At 72.4% G+C, this 17,612-nt stretch carries 17 protein-coding genes; 8 read left to right on the top strand and 9 right to left on the bottom strand.

Annotation, left to right across the window (positions count from 1 at the left end):
• Positions 1 to 1,030: 1,030 nt before the first annotated feature.
• The 3 genes from F8R89_RS01825 to F8R89_RS01815 all read left to right on the top strand — a co-directional run bounded on the left by F8R89_RS01825 (position 1,031) and on the right by F8R89_RS01815 (position 3,742).
• Positions 1,031 to 1,675 carry a DsbA family oxidoreductase gene (locus F8R89_RS01825; RefSeq protein ID WP_151787947.1) on the top strand — a complete coding sequence of 215 codons (645 nt, stop codon included), beginning with the start codon at positions 1,031 to 1,033 and terminating at the stop codon, positions 1,673 to 1,675.
• 69 nt (positions 1,676 to 1,744) lie between these two features.
• Positions 1,745 to 2,290: a CGNR zinc finger domain-containing protein gene (locus tag F8R89_RS01820; protein WP_151782274.1), complete on the top strand. Its 546-nt coding sequence runs from the start codon at positions 1,745 to 1,747 to the stop codon at positions 2,288 to 2,290.
• A gap of 300 nt (positions 2,291 to 2,590) precedes the next feature.
• A complete protein-coding gene (locus F8R89_RS01815; RefSeq protein ID WP_151787946.1) occupies positions 2,591 to 3,742 on the top strand; it encodes a YbfB/YjiJ family MFS transporter in 1,152 nt (383 codons plus the stop codon).
• Here the strand turns inward: F8R89_RS01815 and F8R89_RS01810 are convergent.
• Together F8R89_RS01810 and F8R89_RS01805 are read right to left on the bottom strand one after the other, a co-directional pair.
• A complete protein-coding gene (locus F8R89_RS01810) occupies positions 3,739 to 5,196 on the bottom strand; it encodes a dihydrolipoyl dehydrogenase family protein (RefSeq protein ID WP_151782273.1) in 1,458 nt (485 codons plus the stop codon). The genes F8R89_RS01815 and F8R89_RS01810 overlap by 4 nt on opposite strands.
• A gap of 96 nt (positions 5,197 to 5,292) precedes the next feature.
• Entirely contained in the window at positions 5,293 to 5,736 is a 444-nt protein-coding gene (locus F8R89_RS01805) for a VOC family protein (protein WP_151782272.1), read from the bottom strand.
• A gap of 333 nt (positions 5,737 to 6,069) precedes the next feature.
• Here F8R89_RS01805 and F8R89_RS01800 point away from each other — a divergent pair, with 333 nt between their 5' ends.
• Positions 6,070 to 8,319 (top strand): SpoIIE family protein phosphatase, encoded by a 2,250-nt coding sequence (locus tag F8R89_RS01800; protein ID WP_225994292.1) that lies wholly within the window; start codon positions 6,070 to 6,072, stop codon positions 8,317 to 8,319.
• A gap of 60 nt (positions 8,320 to 8,379) precedes the next feature.
• On the opposite strand, the gene F8R89_RS01795 is transcribed toward F8R89_RS01800, so the two are convergent.
• Together F8R89_RS01795 and F8R89_RS01790 are read right to left on the bottom strand one after the other, a co-directional pair.
• On the bottom strand, positions 8,380 to 9,183 hold the full coding sequence (locus F8R89_RS01795) for an enoyl-CoA hydratase/isomerase family protein (RefSeq protein ID WP_151782271.1): 804 nt from the start codon (positions 9,181 to 9,183) through the stop codon (positions 8,380 to 8,382).
• Positions 9,184 to 9,219: 36 nt separating this feature from the next.
• A complete protein-coding gene (locus tag F8R89_RS01790; RefSeq protein ID WP_151782270.1) occupies positions 9,220 to 9,789 on the bottom strand; it encodes an ester cyclase in 570 nt (189 codons plus the stop codon).
• A 133-nt stretch (positions 9,790 to 9,922) separates the two neighbouring features.
• Between F8R89_RS01790 and F8R89_RS01785 the strand changes: the two genes are divergently transcribed.
• The 3 genes from F8R89_RS01785 (at position 9,923) to F8R89_RS01775 (ending at position 11,721) form a co-directional block, all read left to right on the top strand.
• Positions 9,923 to 10,543 carry a TetR/AcrR family transcriptional regulator gene (locus tag F8R89_RS01785; protein WP_151782269.1) on the top strand — a complete coding sequence of 207 codons (621 nt, stop codon included), beginning with the start codon at positions 9,923 to 9,925 and terminating at the stop codon, positions 10,541 to 10,543.
• Positions 10,544 to 10,567: 24 nt separating this feature from the next.
• Positions 10,568 to 11,410, top strand: a complete 843-nt coding sequence (locus F8R89_RS01780; RefSeq protein ID WP_151782268.1) for a PhzF family phenazine biosynthesis protein — start codon at positions 10,568 to 10,570, stop codon at positions 11,408 to 11,410.
• Between the two features lie 125 nt (positions 11,411 to 11,535).
• Positions 11,536 to 11,721, top strand: coding sequence for a hypothetical protein (locus F8R89_RS01775; RefSeq protein ID WP_151782267.1), 186 nt, complete (start codon positions 11,536 to 11,538; stop codon positions 11,719 to 11,721).
• A gap of 20 nt (positions 11,722 to 11,741) precedes the next feature.
• Here the strand turns inward: F8R89_RS01775 and F8R89_RS01770 are convergent, their stop codons facing one another.
• The gene (locus F8R89_RS01770; protein WP_151782266.1) at positions 11,742 to 12,152 is read right to left on the bottom strand and encodes a RidA family protein; all 411 of its coding nucleotides are present in this window, start codon (positions 12,150 to 12,152) and stop codon (positions 11,742 to 11,744) included.
• 76 nt (positions 12,153 to 12,228) lie between these two features.
• Between F8R89_RS01770 and F8R89_RS01765 the strand changes: the two genes are divergently transcribed.
• Entirely contained in the window at positions 12,229 to 12,600 is a 372-nt protein-coding gene (locus F8R89_RS01765) for a winged helix-turn-helix transcriptional regulator (protein WP_151782265.1), read from the top strand.
• Between the two features lie 36 nt (positions 12,601 to 12,636).
• On the opposite strand, the gene F8R89_RS01760 is transcribed toward F8R89_RS01765, so the two are convergent.
• The 4 genes from F8R89_RS01760 to F8R89_RS01745 are packed head-to-tail and all read right to left on the bottom strand — an operon-like array spanning position 12,637 to position 17,607.
• Positions 12,637 to 14,262, bottom strand: a complete 1,626-nt coding sequence (locus F8R89_RS01760) for an ABC transporter ATP-binding protein (RefSeq protein WP_151782264.1) — start codon at positions 14,260 to 14,262, stop codon at positions 12,637 to 12,639.
• Positions 14,259 to 15,077: an ABC transporter permease gene (locus tag F8R89_RS01755; RefSeq protein ID WP_151782263.1), complete on the bottom strand. Its 819-nt coding sequence runs from the start codon at positions 15,075 to 15,077 to the stop codon at positions 14,259 to 14,261. The genes F8R89_RS01760 and F8R89_RS01755 overlap by 4 nt, the downstream gene beginning before the upstream one ends.
• A complete protein-coding gene (locus F8R89_RS01750; RefSeq protein ID WP_151782262.1) occupies positions 15,074 to 16,027 on the bottom strand; it encodes an ABC transporter permease in 954 nt (317 codons plus the stop codon). Before F8R89_RS01750 ends, F8R89_RS01755 begins: the two co-directional genes overlap by 4 nt.
• A complete protein-coding gene (locus F8R89_RS01745) occupies positions 16,024 to 17,607 on the bottom strand; it encodes an ABC transporter substrate-binding protein (protein ID WP_151782261.1) in 1,584 nt (527 codons plus the stop codon). Before F8R89_RS01745 ends, F8R89_RS01750 begins: the two co-directional genes overlap by 4 nt.
• Between the last annotated feature and the right edge of the window lie 5 nt (positions 17,608 to 17,612).

Here is a 17,612-nt window from a genome sequence, read left to right as displayed (position 1 = left end):
TCAGTGGACCCGTTTCGTGCCGGTGGGACAGGAGCGCGTCGAGTACGTGAGCGCCGATGAGGGCACGCAGTGGCAGCACGCCGTGCAGTACAAGGTCGTCGAGGCCACCGACCATCCGCTGCAGGGCGGCATGCACGACGACCCGCACACGTACCGGCCTGGCCGGCACACCTCGGAGCAGTGGTTCGGAGCGGTGGTCCGCCCCTCCATCCCCCGCGGGGGCCGGCAGCCGTCGCTGCGCACGGGCAACGCCCTGTCCGTCTACGTGCCGGAATTCAACGACGGCACCAGCCACTGGTCCTTCGCCGAGCACGGCGGTTTCGGCGACGCCGACGGCGACACCGCGACAGCCCTGCTGTACCGCGACGGACAGCTGCTGACGCGCTCGGAGGACGGCGCCTGGGGCGACTTCGAGGTCCCCACGGGTGAGGCCACCTACCGGCTGGACCTGACGACGAAGCGCGCCTCGGACCAGTGGCGCTTCGCGACGAGCACCGACACGTCGTGGACCTTCCGCTCCGGCGCCGCCGCGAAGCCCGCTCTCCTGCCGTTGCTCCAGCTCGACTACGACGTGCCGGTCGACGCCCGGAACGCGGTGGGCCGCTCCCGCACGCACCGCGTCGGGCTGAGCGTCCGTATGCAGGACGGCATGGCCGCCCCGCGCGGCGTCACGCTGAAGGTGGAGACGTCCTACGACGACGGGCGCACCTGGAGCACCGCGCGCACCGCACGGCAGGGCGACAGCCGGTTCACCGCCGTGGTGGAGCGGCCGGCCCGTCCGCACGGGGACGCCTACGTCACGCTGAGGGTCACCGCGAGCGACGACCGGGGGAACAAGGTGCGGCAGACCGTGAACCGCGCCTACCTCCACCGGGGCACCGAGTGAGCAGGCACTTTGTGAAAGACGGTCGGTCGTCTATTCTCGGAGGTGGCGCCGGTGAGCCCCGCTGATGAGGGCGTGCGCCGTTCGCCGTTCGGTGTCGGCCGACAGGCCCGCCCCCCCCGTGCCATGCGATGGAGAGATCAGATGATGCGTGTCGAGATGTGGACCGACGTGGCCTGCCCGTGGTGCTACGTCGGCAGGGAGCACTTCAAGAAGGGACTGGCCGCGTTCGCCCACCGCGACCGGGTGGAGGTCGTCCACCGTTCCTTCGAGCTCAACCCGCAGGCCGAGAACGGGACGGTCCCGATCATCGACGCCGTCGCGGCGCAGTACGGCCGGACCCGGGAGCAGCAGGTCGCGCGGGAGGAACAGGCCGCGGCCATGGCGAACGCCGTGGGGCTGGAGTTCCGTATCGGCGGACGTGTCTTCGGGAACACCTTCGACGTGCACCGCCTCTCGCACTTCGCCGCCACGCGCGGACTGCAGGGCGGGTTCCTGGATCTCGCCTTCCGGGTGAACTTCGCGGAGGAGGCCTCGATCTACGACCGCGAGACCCTGGTGCGCCTGGCGGTCGAAGCGGGACTGGCCGAGGCGGAGGTGCGCGAGGTGCTCGACGCCCCGGACGCCTACGCCGACGACGTGCGCTCCGACCAACGGCTTGCCGCCGAACTGGGCGCGAACGCCGTCCCGTTCTTCGTCCTGGACCGGCGCTACGGCATGAGCGGCGTCCAGTCGCCCGAGACGTTCACGCGGGCACTGGAGGAGGCGTGGACGGACACGGCCGCCGCCTGACGGCCCGAACGGCGGGGTGCGCGGGAGGGGTCTTTGCGCACCCCGTCACTCACCGGTTAAAGTGGTGACGTGCATGCCTTTCCCTGTGGGACGCCCTTCCTCGACTTCGTCGGAACGCTGCGCGCGCGACGCAACGCGGAACCGACGGAGATGCTGGCCTCCCCGCAAGCGCTCGACGCCTGGTTCGTCGAGTCCGGGATGATGGACGCCGCTCCAGGAGCCGATCACACCGGACTCGCCGCAGCCGTGAGCCTGCGGGAAGCCCTCTACTCGGTGACGGCGGCCGCCCTCGCGAAGGAACCCCTGCCCGCCGACGCGCTCGCCGAGGTGAACCAGCGCGCGTCCGGGCTGCCCGTGCAGGTGCGGCTCGGCGAGAACGGCACCGCCCGGACGGGCTCGGTCTCCCAGGGCCTCGCGTCCCTCGCCCGCGAGGCGGTGGAGATCCTGGGCGGGGCGGAGGCCGACCTTCTGAGGGAGTGCTCCCGCCCCGAGTGCACCCAGACCTACCTCGACCGCTCGCGCGGCCGCCGACGCGAATGGTGCGCCATGGAGACGTGCGGCAACAGGGTCAAGGCCGCCGCGTACCGGGCCCGGCGGCGCAACCAGACGGTCTGACGGCTGATCGGACGCCGCTCGCCCCCACTCGGGACGGGCGGCTCGCTGCGTATCCACGCTCGCACGAGAGGACACGGCTCCCAGCAGGGAGGAAATCAGTCCTGGATCCGCGTGCCCAGGGCGGGCGACTCTGTCCGCATGGGAAGTGCGCGCAACTTTCAGGCGGTGGCTCGTGGCGTCGGCTCCGACCCGGCGCTCGGGCCTCTGCCCACCACCGGTCCTACGCACCATGAGGCGGGAGGCGTTCCACGCGCACCGTGGGTGCACGTCCTCCAGTCCGCCGCCGCGCTCGCGGCCGGGATGGGCGTCGGCCGGTTCGTCTACACCCCGATCCTGCCGCTGATGCACGCCCGGGCCGGACTGACGGCGGGCGCGGGAGCACACCTCGCGACCGCCAACTACGGGGGCTACTTGGCCGGCGCGCTGGCGGGCAGCCTCGCCCCGCGACTCGTCCGCTCCTCCGTCGTCCTGCGTGTGTGCCTCGTGGCGCTGGTCGCCTCCCTGGCCGGGATGGCGCTGACGCACAGCACCCTCATCTGGCTGCTCCTGCGCCTGGGCGCGGGCGCCTTCAGCGCGATGATCTTCGTCATCGCCGCCGGCTCCCTGCTCAGCCACCTGCGCGACCATCCGGCGCATCTGCCCGGCTGGGCGTTCGGCGGTGTGGGGGCCGGCATCGCGCTGTCCGGCCTGCTCGTCCTCGTCCTGCGCACGGTCGGGACCTGGCAGACGGCCTGGTGGGCCTCGGCGGCGCTGGCCGTCCCCCTCACACTCGCCGCCTGGGGCCTCCGACCGGAACCGGCGCTCCCACGGGCCGTGACGCCGACGCCGGGGGCCGTTCCCCAGGCACCGCGGACCCACCGCTGGTTCGGCGCGCTGTTCGTGTCCTACACGCTCGAGGGCGTCGGCTACATCATCGCCGGGACCTTCCTGGTGGCGGCGATCGACCAGACGTCACCCGGATGGCTCGGCAGCGGAGCCTGGGTGCTGGTGGGCCTGGCGGCGATCCCGTCCGCCGCGCTGTGGGCCGGCCTCGGACGCCGGTGGACCCGGCCGGACCTGCTGCTGGCCGCGCTCGCCGTGCAGGCCGTCGGCATCGCCCTGCCCGCGCTGGTCGGGGGAGTGGCGGCCGCACTGCTCTCCGCGGTGCTGTTCGGATCCACGTTCATCGGCGTGAGCACCCTTGTCCTGGGAACCGGCGCGCACCTGCGCTTCCCGCGTGCCGTGGCCCTGCTGACCGCCGGATACTCGGTCGGCCAGATCCTCGGCCCGCTGGCCGCGACGCCCCTTCTGCGCCACGGCTACCACCAGGCCCTGCTCCTGGCGGCCGCCGTCGTGCTGGCCGCCGTGCTCACCGCCTTCCTCCTGCGCGCCGGATTCCCGCACACCATGCCGGAACCGCACGAACCTCGGGCGGTCGCCGGCGGCCGTCCCCCCGACCGGACAGCCCGCTAGAAGCGCCTGCCGACGTCGTCCCGGTAGGTCTCCAGAAGCCGCAGCCACACCTCACTGATGGTCGGGAAGGCGGGGACCGCGTGCCACAGCCGGTCCAAGGGCACCTCGCCCGCGACGGCGATCGTCGCCGAGTGGAGCAGCTCCCCGACGCCCGGCCCGGCGAAGGTCACCCCTGCCACGGTGCCACGGTCGGCGTCGACCAGCATGCGCGCTCGCCCTCGGTACCCGACGGCGTACTGCTGCGCGCCCGCGAGGCGGGCGAGGTCGTAGTCCACCACGTCGACGCGGCGACCGGTCCGCCGTGCCTCGTGCGTGGTGAGACCGACGGAGGCCACCTCCGGAGTGGTGAACACGACCTGGGGGACGGCCAGATGATCCGCCGTGGCCGTGTGCGCGCCCCACCTGGTGGTGTCGAGCGGCGTACCCGTCGCGCGCGCACCGATGGCGGCGCCGGCGATCCTCGCCTGGTACTTGCCCTGGTGCGTCATCAGGGCGCGCCGGTTGACGTCACCGACGCCGTAGAGCCAGCCGCCGTCGACCCCGTCGACCAGGAAGGTGTCGTCCACCGTGAGCCAGGAGCCCGGGGTGAGGCCGACGTTCTCCAGGCCGAGGTCCGCCGTGCGCGGAGCCCGGCCGGTGGCGAACAGGACCTCGTCCGCGGCCAGTTCTCCACGGTCGGAGAGAGCCAGCCGTACGTCCCCGTCCGCGCCGCCCACGCGCCTCACGGACGTGACCTCCGTGCCGGTGCGGACGTCCACACCGGCCTCGCGGAGCGCGTCCGCGACGAGTTCGGCGGCGAACGGTTCCATCGTCCGCAGCAGCCCCTCGCCCCTGACCAGCAGGGTCACCTGGGCACCCAACGCCTGCCACGCCGTGGCCAGTTCGACGGCGACCACGCCACCGCCCACCACGGCGAGCCGCCCGGGCACCCGGTCGGCGGCCGTGGCCTCCCGGTTGGTCCACGGGCGTACGGTGTCGATGCCCGGTATGCGGGGCAGGGCGGTGCCCGTGCCGGTGCACAGGGCGACCGCGTGCCGCGCGGCAAGCCGGACGGTGTGCCCGTCCGGAGTCACGACCGACACCTGCTTGGGGCCGGTGAGCCTGGCGTGACCGCGGATCAGGTCGACGCCGACCGAGTCGAGCCAGTCGACCTGGTCCGCGTCCTTCCAGTGGGCGGCCATCCTGTCGCGGTGCGCGAGGACCGCCTCCACATCCAGCGGCCCCCGTACGGCGTCGTCGAGGCCGGGCACCCGGCGGGCGTCGGCGCGGGCCACCACCGGCCGCAGCAGTGCCTTGCTCGGTTCGCACGCCCAGAACGAGCACTCACCGCCCAGCAGTTCGCGCTCCACGATCACGGTGCTGAGTCCCGCGGCGCGGGTGCGGTCGGCCACGTTCTCGCCGACCGGGCCGCCTCCGACGACCACCACGTCGTAGGCGCGGGATACCTCGTCCATCTTCATTCCTGTCCTCGAGAGGTGTGTCGCCCCCGACCGGGCGGGCCGGACGGGGGCGAGTGAGTCGCGGCTGCGTTCCGGTGCCCGGATACGTCCCTACCGGCCCGGGAGCCGGGTCGTGACCTCCTGGAGCGCCCATCCGTTGCCGTCCGGGTCGGTGAAGGTGGCGAACGATCCATAGCTGGCGCGCTCGGGGGCCGGGCCGCGCACGCGTCCTTCCTCCGTGCCGCGGTGGAACACCCCGCTGGCGTCGTGGAAGATCTCGCTCATCTCGACACCCCTGGCGAGGAGTTCGGCGCGGGCGGCCTCGATGTCGTCGACGATCAGATGCAGGCCCCGCACGGAACCCGGTGCGGCGGTGGTGACCCCGGTGCCGAACAGGATCGAGCACGAGGAGCCCGGCGGCGTCAGATGCACCACGCGGTAGCCGTCGTCGGCGACGACGTCGACGTCCAGGCGGAAGCCCGCCCTCTCGTAGAACGCCTTGGCGCGGTCGACGTCGGCCACGGGCAGCACCACGACTTCGAGCTTCAGATCCATCGTCGTCTTCACTTCCACGAGAACCGGGCACGGCGGGTCCGTGCGTCACCGGTTGAACAGGTGACACCCTGCCATGTGTAATCGTCACCGGTCAAGGTGGTGGCGCTTGCGGTCGTTCGCGCGGAGAGAGCCGGCCCGGGGAGGTGTTTACTGGAGCTGTAGCCGTTCCTCGGCGATCAGCGCACCCGCGCAGACGTCACTCCGTGCGTGCCACGGGCCTTCGCCGATGGCCGATCGAGGACCGTTGGCCGATCGAGCGCCGACGGCCGATGGCCGAGGGCCAAGCAGGCGGTCGGCGGCGGGCAGGCACGGAACGCCGGAGGGAGCCCCCTCGTGCGGAGCAGCACACCGGGAAGAGATCAGCGACACGGCGGCGGCACCCCCGTCGTCCACGGATCGAACCTGTCGGAAGCCCTGCACTCCGCCGCTTGCGAGGCCAGGCGCCTTCTGGGGGCCGTGTCGGCGGCGGTCTACCTCGCGGACGAGGAGCAGGGCGAGCTGCGACTGGCGTTGGCCGACGGGAGCGCGCCCTCCTTCTTCACCCTCCCCGGCCGGATGGCGCTCGACGTGCCGTCCGCGACGGCACGCGCGTGGGCCACGGGCAAGGCGGCCGTACTGACCGATCCCGATCCGGCCGGCCCGGACCAGGAACACGTGCTCCCCTATCCGTACATCGCCCTCTCCGTGCCCGTCGCCGTGCACGAGCGGCGCTTCGGAGCGCTGACGGTATTGCGCGTGGAGACCGCCGGCGCCTACGAACCCGCTCAGACGCTGATCCTCGAGGACATCGGCCGCCAACTGGCCGACTTCCTGGCGCGACTGGTGGACGACGGCTTCCGCGTGGCGGCGGGTCCGATGCCGATGCTCGTCCCCGCGGGGGAGGGGGTGGACACCAGCGTCCGCACACCCGGCTGGGGTGTGCGCGAGGTTCCGGGATCGTCCGGTACGAGCATGATGTTCCCGTTGCGGCGGCTGTCGGAGCTGCTCAACCGGGCCACGACCATGGACGACATCGTGGCGGCGGCCCGGTACTGCGTGATGTCGTCGCTGCGTGCCGACGCGCTGGTGCTGTTCACGGCGCGTGAGGGCCGTCTATGGGTACTGGGCCACAGCGGTGACTCCGCGGAGCTGGCCCGCCGTATCCACGGCGCCGGGGTGGACGGCCGGACACCGGCGGCCGCGGCGTTCCACGGACGTGCGCTGTACCTCACCGGTGACGGGAACCCCCTCCTCGGCGAGACGTCCGCCGGCGAGTCCCGTCCCGAGGTGTACCTTCCGCTCAAGGGGGACGGGCAGTTCATCGACCTGCCCTTCGCCGACCGGAGCCGGGTCGTGGCCGTCTGCGGCCTGGCCTTCTCCCGCCCCCGCGCGTTCCCGGCCGAGGAGCGGGCGCTGCTCGGGATGATGGCGGGGCCGCTGGGTGCGACCGTCGAGCGTGTCGAACTGAGCGCCGAACAGCGCGAGGCCGCCCAGCTGCTGCAGCGGTCCCTGCTGCCGACGCGGCTGCCGGACCTCCCGCGACTGGTCACCTCGGCCCGCTACCGCCCCGCCGACGTCACGTCCGAGGTGGGCGGCGACTGGTTCGACGTGTTCCGGACCTCGGAGGAGCGCGCCGTCCTCGTCATCGGCGACGTGGAGGGGCACGCGGTGGAGAGCGCCGCCGTCATGGGGCAGGTGCGCACCGCGATGGCGGCCTACGCGAGCGAGGGCCATCGCCCCGCGGCGATGATCGACCGGACCGGACGCGTGTTGGCCGCACTGGGCACCGACCTGACCGTCACCTGCTGCGTCGTCGCACTGGACACCCTCGACGGCACCGCGGAAGTGGCCCTGGCGGGCCACCCCGCCCCTCTGGTCCGCCGGTCCGACGGGCGCATCGACGCCCTGGACGCACCGGCCAACGTGCCCCTCGGGGTGCCCATGGTCCAGCCCTACGAGGCGCGGGAACACACGCTCGAGTCCGGTTCCATCGTGATGCTGTACACCAATGGCCTGGTCTCCTCGCGGTCCGCGAGCCCCGAGACCTGCGCGCGGGACCTGCTCGGCTCGACCGACGCCACACACCCGTCGCACCTGGAGGATCTGGCCGACAGGATCGTCTCCGAGATCGTCACACCGCAGCAGCGCCGCGACGACGCCGCGGTGCTGCTGGCGCGCTACGAGGGAGCGGGCCGGCAGCACGAGCCGAAGGCGGCCGGACTGCACATCCAGCGACGCGACCTGCGGGGCGTGGGGACCGCCCGCGCGTTCGTCCACGACCAGTTGGGCTCGTGGGGCCTGCAGGACATGTCGGACGTCGTGGAGCTGGCGGCCTCCGAGATCGTGACCAACGCGCTCATCCACGCCGGGAGCGACGTGGACCTTCGGCTGCGTGCCTTCGAGGACCGCCTCCGACTGGAAGTACGGGACTCCGACACGAACCCGCCCATCCCCTCACCACTGTCGCTGACCGACGAAGAGGCCCCCGAGGCCGAACACGGGCGCGGCATGCTGATCGTGGAGGCGCTGGCCGACGAGTGGACGAGCTACCCCAATGGTCAAGGCAAGACGGTGGCCCTGAGCCTGGTCATCCCTCAGGAGTGAGAACTCCTGGGGCCGTCGCCGGTCGGGCTCGCACCGAGGCGTCCTCGCGCGCCGGGAGCGTCACCTGTCGGCGATGTGCTCTCCCAGCCGGTACTCGAGGTCGCCCCGCTGCTGCATGCCGCGTTGGAGCAGCTGACGGATCCGCTCCTGTGCCTCGGGCCAGGTCAGTGAGGCGCGGAAGGTGTCCTGGCCGGCCGTCAGGTCGTCCTCGGACGGCAGCGTCGACCGGTTGATCAGCGCCTTCACCTCGGCCAGCGGCTTCCGGCCGAACGAGGCGATGCGGGTGGCGACCCGCTCCACGTGGGCGTCCAGTTCGGCATCGGGCAGCGCCCGGTTGATCCAGCCGTACCGCTCGGCCGTCTCGGCGTCGAAGTCGTCGGCGGTCGTGATGATCTCCAGGGCGCGGGCCCGGCCCACCAGCCGGGGGAGCCGTTCGGTGGCTCCACCGCCCGGTGTGATCCCCGCCCCGACCTCCGGCTGACCGAGGACGGCCTTCTCCTTGCTGGCGAACCGCATGTCGCAGGCCAGAAGGAACTCGTTGCCCACGCCCCGTGCGCGTCCCCGGATCGAGGCGATGGTGAGCACGCGCGAACGGGCCATGCGCGTGGCGACGTCCAGCCATGTGGGCCCGGCGTAGGGCTCCTTCGGCGGCACCAGATCGAAGTGCGCCAGGAAGAAGTCGGGGTCCGCGCTGTCGAAGACCACCACCTTGACGTCCTCGTCGGCGTCCATCCGGTCGACCAGCTCTCCGAGCGCCGCGAAGGTGCCGAAGGTGACGAGGTTGATCGGAGGAGCGTCGAAGGTCACCCGCCAGTACGCGGCGGACCGCCGCACCACCCGGAAGGGAGAGGAGGCATCATCCATACCCCGCACCTTACGTAATCGCGTGACTTCGAAGCGTTATGCGGGGGTCGGCTGCGCCAGGGCGGCAGCCTCGGCGGCCTGGGTGGTGACGGCCTGCGCGGCCCGCTTGGCGCGCCCGGTCAGCCGCCATCCGGCCATGCGGAGCATGCCGGCCGGCTCCGGCGGGAACACGCCCAGCTGCCCGAGCATCGTGATGTCGTCGCGGACCGCTTCGTGCGAGACCACCTTGCCGTCGCGCAGACCGAGCACATGGATCTGCTCGAAGTCGATCTCGCGCCCCGTGGGCGGTATCGCCTGGTCGAGGCCGCCGTGGCGGAACTTCACGAACGGGCCGGTGTGACGGCCCTGCATGCGCAGGCGCACCCACACCTGCTCGTCCTGGTGGGCGATGTCCTCGACGGCGAAGCGCAGGTCGCTGAAGGCGGAACGCATCCACGCGCCCGACGCCAGCACCCCGGCGGGTCCGGGGATCGAGCAGGCCTTGGGTGACACCGCGGCCTCGCGGTTGCGGAAGTCCGGGTGCACCACGTTGGCGGCCAGGGCCCGGTCGCCTGTCGCGAGGATGCGGAAGAGGCCGTGACCGAGCTCCGAAGCGTCCATTCCCATGATCAAGCCTTCCGTCGGCGCCCGAAGGAGGACCCGAAGGCCGACCCAAGGGCTGTCCAAAGGTGGAGTAGCGGTTGGAGAAGCAGTTCGAGTAACACCATACCTAATGAATTCATGGTGCTAGCATCGGATCATGTCGCCCAAACGCCCCTATGTGTCCCCGCTGCGCGCCGAGGGCGCGGCCCGCACCCGCGAGCTGATCCTCAGCCGGGCGACGGAGCTGTTCGCCGAGCGCGGCTATGGGCGGGTCGCGGTCGCCGACATCGCGTCGGCCGCCGGGGTCGCCCCGAAGACGGTGTTCGCCAGCGTCGGGAGCAAGAGCGACATCCTGTACCGGATCGTCGACCAGGGAGTGACGGACTCGGGCTACCGCGAGGCCATGGAGGGGATCCTCACCCTGCCGACGCCGGAAGCGGTCCTCCAGGCGCTGGCACGGGGGACGAGGGCCGGCAACGAGAGCCAGTACCTCGTACACGAAGCCATCCGCAAAGCACTCCCCGTCCACGAGGACGGTGAGGCCCTGTGGGAACGGGCCACCGCGGCCTACCGTGAGGCACTGCGCGCCGCCGCACGTCACCTCCACACACTGGAGCCGCATCCCTCCTGCCCGGAGCAGGAGACGGCCGACCTCCTCTGGTACTGGTTCGGGCCCATGGGCTGGCACGCACTGGTCGTGGAGAACGGCTGGACGTGGGACCGGGCCGAGGAATTCCTCCACAGAACCGCCGTACGCACACTCCTCCCCGTCTCGTGACGCTCCCGAAAGGTGCCCCTGACCATGCCGCGCAGTCGTTCCTTCGTGCAGGTCGACGTGTTCTCCACGCACCCCTACTCCGGCAATCCGGTCGCGGTGGTCCTGGACGGGACGGACCTGAGCGATGAGCAGATGCAACGAGTGGCCCGCTGGACGAACCTGTCCGAGACCACATTCGTCCTGCCGCCCACGGTCCCGGAGGCGGACTACCGGCTGCGCATCTTCACACCCGAGGGCGAGTTGCCGTTCGCCGGGCACCCCACCCTCGGCTCCGCACGCGCCTGGCTCGAGGACGGCGGCACCCCGCGGCACGCCGACCACCTCGTGCAGGAGTGCGCCGCCGGACTGGTCACCGTGCGCCGAAGCGAGGACAGCCTGGCCTTCGCCGCCCCGCCCCGGGTGCGCACCGGCGAGCTCGACGACGACCACCTGAAGCGGATCGTGAACGCGTTCGGCATCACCCGAGAACAGGTCGTGGCCCACCAGTGGGTCGACAACGGGCCCGGCTGGGCCGTGCTCCGACTGGCCACCGCGGAGGAGGTCCTCACCCTCGAACCCGACCTGACCCTGATACCGGACGCCATGGTCGGCGCGATCGGCCCCTGGCCCGAGGGATCAGACCACGCCTTCGAACTGCGTACGTTCGCCCCGGGCATCGGCGTCCCCGAGGATCCCGCGTGCGGCAGCATGAACGCCGCCGTCGGCCAGTGGCTCACCTCCACCGGCGCCGCTCCCTCCGCCTACCGCGTCTCCCAGGGAACGAGGGTGGGCCGGGCCGCGCGCATCGAGGTCACCGCCGACGGCGACGGCACGGTCTGGGTGAGCGGAGCCACCGTCGTCTGCGTCCGCGGCACCATCACCGTCTGACCTGGAACCGGCGGGTGCGGTCTCGACGTTCCCGCCTGCTTCGTGGCAGGCTGCCGATTCGGCGGGACAGTCATGGTTCGTACGGCGTCGGTGGCCCGGAGGCCGGGCGGAGAGGAAACGGGAGCATGACCAGCGCGGTGCAGAGTTACGGTCTGACCTGGACCGACCCCGACGGCGCGCCGCAGGCGTCGGCGAAGGTGTTCGAGAGGGCGGCCGCCATCCAGCGCCGGCGCGCACTCAAGGCCTCGGGCTGTACCCACGTGAAGGTGGTGAAGGTGCGTCCGGGCGAGCTCCCGCGACTTCACACCTGAGCCGCGCCGGGACCCGGGGCTCAGTCCAGCAGCGCGGTCGCCTCCACCTCGACGAGAACGTCCGGCTCGAAGAGATGCTCCACCCCGATGAGTGAGGCCGGCGGCAGGGGAAGCGGGAGCCCGATCTCGTCGGCGACGGCCTCCACACCGCCCATGAAGTCACCGATCTTCTCCGGGCTCCACCGGGTCACGTAGAACGTCAGGCGCACCACATCCGTGAAGGTCGCGCCCGCTCCCGACAGCCCGACGGCCGTATTGCGCAACGCCTGGGCGACCTGCCCGGCCAGATCGCCGGGCGCGACGGCGGTCCCGTCGGCCTGGCGCGCGATCTGCCCGCTGACGTGGACGTGCTTCGTCCCGGTGCCCACCGCGACATGGTGGTAGGGGACGGGCTGCAGCATGCCCTTCGGCGTGACGTACTGAACAGTCATGGCTTCTTCTCCTTCCAAGAAGTATCCGTAAGCTACCTAGTGGCAGAAAGACACTTCAACGAGACCAGGTTTCGCCTTGGACACCGACAACGAGCTCCGCATCGACGCCCCGCACCGCGAACTGCTGGACCAGGTCCTCGACAAGTGGTCGCTCGGCGTCCTCAACGAACTGTGCGAACGCCCGCGCCGCTTCAACGAACTGCGCCGGGCCATCCCCCAGGTCACGCAGAAGTCCCTGACCGCGACACTCCGGCGGCTGGAACGCAACGGCGTGGTCGAGCGCGAGGTCGTCTCCACCCGGCCCGTCGCGGTCGAGTACCGCATCACGCCGCTCGGCAAGACGCTTCGGCACCCCGTCGAGGTACTGCTGGCCTGGGCCGCGCAGAACATGCCGGCCATCGAACGCGCGCGCGCCGTCTTCGACGGGCGGGAAGAAACGCGCCTCTGAGCGACCGGCCCGCCGTCGCATCCCGCCGCGCCGCGGTCATCGGGTCGTCCCTGTCACCGGCCGGGCGGCCGCCCCCGTGAGGGCGATGGTGAACGGATGGGCCGGGGCCGCCAGAACCTCCGGCGTCGGACCCTCCTCGACGAGCTCCCCGCCGTCCAGGACGGCGACGCGGTCGGTCAGCGCCGCTGTGCTCAGGTCGTGGGTGATCAGGACCAGGGACAGGGCGCCACGGTCCCCGACCAGTCCGGTGAGCATGTCGAGCATGCCGCGCCGGGTGAGCGGGTCCAGGCCCGACGTGATCTCGTCGCAGATCAGGACACGGGGACGGGCGAGCAGAGCGCGGGCCAGGGCCGCACGCTGGAGCTCGCCGCCGGACAGCCTGCCCGGACGCCGCAGGGCCGCCTCCTCCGGGAGACCGAGTCCCGACAGAGTGGTCAGTGCCTCCCGCATCGCCGCGTCCTGGTCGGTGCCGAGCAGACGTACGGCGGTCCGGGCGACCTGCTGGACGACGGGGCGATGCTCGTCGAAGGCGGCGCGCGAATCCTGGAAGACGTACTGCACCGCTGCCAACTGCGCGCGATCGCGGTCACGCAGACTGTGCGGCAGCGGATCGTCACCGAGGAGGATCTCACCGTCGTGATCCCGGTGGAGGCCGGCGACACAGCGGGCCAGGGTGGTCTTGCCGCTGCCGGACCGGCCGGCCACGGCGAGCGACCGGCCTGGGTACAGGGTGAGTTCGGGAACGCGCACCACCACGGCCGCGCTGCGTGCGCCGTCGCGGTGCCGGGCCGTGAGGCCGCGTACCCGGAGGACGGGCGGCGGCTCGCTGCCGCCGGTCGGTACGCCGGGCGGCGCTTCGCGCGCCCGCGGTGGCGTATACCCGGAGGCCAGATGCTCGGAGTCCGCCGACCGGGTGCGCCCGTGCAGCAGCTCACGCGTCCAGGGGTCCCGGGGCGCTGTGAGGAGCCGCTCGGCCGGGCCCGATTCGACGACCCGGCCGGCGCGCAGCACCACCACCTCGTCGGCGAGGGAGTGCACCACGTCCAGGTCGTGGCTGAGCAGCAGCACCGCGATGCCACGGGCCGCGACGGCCCGGAACCGCTCGACGACACGGCTCTTGGTCAGGGCGTCCAATCCCGTGGTGGGCTCGTCGGCCACGATGAGCCGCGCCCCGGACAGCAACGCCTGTGCCAGGACGACGCGTTGCTGCTGGCCGCCGGAGAGCTGGTGCGGACGGCGCCGCAGGAGCAGGCCCGCGCGCGGGAGTTGTGCCTCCTTCAGGACGCCGAGGACGCGGTCGCGGGCCGCCGCCCGGCGTCGCCGCAGCGGAAGCCGGCGCACCCTCGTGCGGGCGATGTCGGTCAGCAGCGCGGAGACACGACGGGCGGGGTTGAGAGCCACCGCAGGGTGCTGGGGGACGTAACCGACCGCGCCGCCGTCCGCCACCCGTACCTCACCCGTGACGCGGGCGCCCTCCGGGTACTCGCCGAGCAGGGCGAGGCCGGTGGTGGTCTTGCCGCTGCCCGACGCGCCGATCAACGCGGTGACCCTGCCGGGCCGGACCCGCAGGCTCACCCCGTCGACGATCGCCCGGCCCTCCACGACGACACGCAGATCGCGGATCTCGGCGACGGGATCCGCCGCCGTGTGCTTGTCGTTCACGAACGTCCTTCCTTCCTCGCCCGCCGCCCGCCCTCGTCCAGCGCCGCGTCGAAGAGGAGGTTCGTCCCCGTCGTCAGCGTGACGATCAGCACGGCGGGGACGACCACGGCCCACGGCTGCACGAACAGCCCCGTCCGGTTGCGGTCCACCATGACCGCCCAGTCGGCGGCGTCGGGCGCCACGCCGACCCCCAGGAACGCCGCCGTGGCGACCAGGTAGAGCACACCGGTGAGCCGGGTGCCGGCGTCGGCGGCCAGCGGGCGCAGCATGGCGCGGCCGACATACCCCACGGCCGTCCGCCACCACGTCTCGCCCTGCAGACGCAGTGCCTCGACCGCCGGCCGGGCGGCGGCCTCCGCGGCGGCGGCGCGTACCAGCCGGGCCGCGTCCGGCACGTGGGCCAGCGTGACCAGCAGGGTGAGACCCACGGCGCCCGGCGAGAACACGGTGGCCGTCAGCAGGATCAGCAGCAGCGACGGCACCGCGAGCAGTACGTCCAGGGGGCGCATCAGCAACTCCTCCATCCAGCGGTGCCGGGTGAGCGCGCCGAACAGGCCGACCGGGAGGGCGACCAGATAGGTCAGGGCGGTCGCGGCGAGCGCGGTCAGCAGCACCGGCCGCCCGCCGTGCAGCACCTGCCACCACACGTCCCGCCCCACGAAGTCGGTGCCGAGCCAGTGGCCTTCACCCGGTGTGAAGGACGCGGCCCGCGGACCCGGATCACCCGCGACCACCGGGCCGAGCAGCGCGAGGACGAGCGGTACGGCGACCACGGTGACCCCGAGGGTGAAGCGGCCGGTGCACACGCCCCTCACGCGGCCACCCCCGCCCGCGGTGTGAACCGGTGGGCGACCAGGTCGGCACCCAGATTCAGGACGACGGTCAGCACGCCGAACACCACCGCCAGTCCCTGCACCACGGGTACGTCCCGTTCGGCGACCGCACCCAGCAGGACGGTGCCGAGCCCGGGAATCACGAACAGGGCCTCCACCACGACGACACCACACAGCAGCCAGTCGACCGTGCGGGCCAACTGCTGCGCGGCGGGCGCCGACGCGTTCGGCAGCGCGTGCGCGTACCGGATCCGGACGCCGGACACGCCGTAGCGGCGGGCGTGTGCCACATACGGTGAGCCCAGGGCGTCGATCATGCCGGCGCGGACCAGCCGCGCCAGCGAGCACACCGGCCGCGACAGCAGCACCAGTACCGGCAGGACCAGCGCCGCCGGATGCGCGAGCAGGTCGGTGCCGTAGCCGAGGGCGGTCGGCGGCAGCCAGCCGAGCCGCAGCGCGAACACCGTCACCAGCAGCACCCCGAGGGCGAACTCGGGGACCGCGTACACGGCCAGTGTCACGGAGCTGATCAGCCGGTCCACCGGCCGGCCCGCGTGCCGGGCGGCCAGCACCCCGAGCCCGAACCCCACCGGCACCAGCAGCAGCACGGTCAGGGAGGCCAGCAGGAGGGTCGGGCCGAAGCCGTCGGCGAGGTACTGGCGCACCGGACGGCCGGAGACCAGCGAGGTGCCGAGGTCGCCCCGCGGCAGCCCCGCCGCCCAGTCGGCCAGCCGCTCCCAGGCCGGCCGGTCCAGCTGCATCGCCTCCCGGATGGCCGCGACGCGGGCCGGGTCGGGCTGGTCCCCGGCGAGGGCGACCGCGGCGTCGCCCGGCAGCGCCTCGGTGAGCGCGAAGACCAGCAGCACCACGGCCACGGTCTGCAGGCCGCCGAGGAACAGCCGCCGGGCGACGAAGGAACGCGAGGTGCTCACGCGAGCCACACCGTGTCGAAGCGGGCCCAGTCCAGGGTGTTGGCGGGCGCCTTCGCGTCGAGCCCCCTGACCCGTGGGGCCGTACCGATGATCCAGTCCGCGAACCCCCAGACCAGGAAGCCGCCTTCGGCGTGCAGGCGGCGCTGCATGCGTTCGTAGACGGCGGCGCGTCCGGCCCGGTCGCGGGTGGACTGGGCCTGCTGATAGAGCGCGTCGAAGTCCTTGTGCCGCCACTTGGTGGCGTTCGTGGTGGAACCGGTGAGCAGCCGCTGGGATATGTGGGCCTCGATGGGCATGGCTCCCGAGCGGTAACAGGACAGGGTGCCGTTGTCGAGGATGTCGCTCCAGTAGGAGTCCTTGCTGCCCATCGCGACCTCGACGGTGACCCCGGCCCTCCTCGCCTGGTCGCGGAAGATGCCGGCCGCCTCGGTGAACCCGGCGGCGACGGCTGAGGTGTTCAGGGTGACCTTCAGACCCTCGGCGCCGGCCCGCTTCAGCAGCGAGCGGGCCCTGTCGAGGTCCTGCCGGCGCTGGGGCAGGGCGTCGGCGTAGTACTCGTACCCCTTGCCGAACAGGTCGTTGCCGACCTCGCCCGCGCCGGACAGCGCACCGTCGACGAGTTCCTGGCGGTCGGCGATGAGGAAGAACGCCTGACGCACCCGTGCGTCGTCGAAGGGCGGCCGGTCGGTCTTCATGCAGAACGCCTGCATGGCGCTGCCGCGCAGCCGCACGATCTCGATCCGCCCCTTGTCCTCGTGGGCGCGGGCGGTGGTGGGGCTGAGTTCGTGCGCGTACTCGACCTGCCCGCCGAGCAGCGCGTTGACCCGCGCGGACTCCTCGTTGGCCACGACGAACTCGATCTCGTCGAGGTGCGGGGCACCCTCCCAGTAGGCGTCGTGGCGGCGGAAGACCGCGGAGCGGCCGGGTGTGAAGGACACGAAGCGGAAGGGACCGGAGCCGACCGGCTTCTCGTCGAAGTCGGCGGCGTCCTCGGGCACGATGTACGCACCGAACGCGGCGAGCACGTTGGGGAATTCGGCCGTGGGCCGCTTGAGCACGAACTCGATGGAGCGTTCGCCGGTGGCGCGGCTGGCGTCGAGGTCGATCGGCTCCAGCGACGCCCTGGCGCGGAACGCCCGCTTCGGGTCGGCGATCCGGCGGTAGCTGTGGAGGACGTCCCGCGCGGTGACGGGGCTGCCGTCGTGGAAGACGGCCTCGCGCAGGGTGACGTGCCAGCGGTCCAGCGTCTTGCCGGGCTCCCAGCTCTCCGCGAGCCGGGGCACGGCGGACAGGTCGGCGCCGTAGTCGGCGAGCTTGTCGAACAGGGCCTTCGCGCGGGCGACATCGGCGAACAGGTTGGCGAGGTGCGGATCGAGGGTCTCGCTCGCACCCCCGCCGGCGAAGGCGGCGCGCAGCCGCCCGCCCTTCCTGGGCGAGCCGGCGTCCTGGCCCGCCCCGTCGTCGGCGCCGGGGCCGCCGCACCCGGCCAGGGCGAGCGCGCCGGCGCCGGTCGCGGCGAGGAAGCCGCGGCGGCGCAGCTCGGGGAAGGGGGAGGGACGGTGGGTCGAAGCGTCGTGCATGGGAA

Origin of the sequence: Streptomyces sp. SS1-1 (assembly GCF_008973465.1) — a bacterium.
GTDB lineage: Bacteria > Actinomycetota > Actinomycetes > Streptomycetales > Streptomycetaceae > Streptomyces.
Note: the sequence above shows the minus strand (reverse complement) of the source record. Positions and strands in the feature narration are given on the sequence as shown.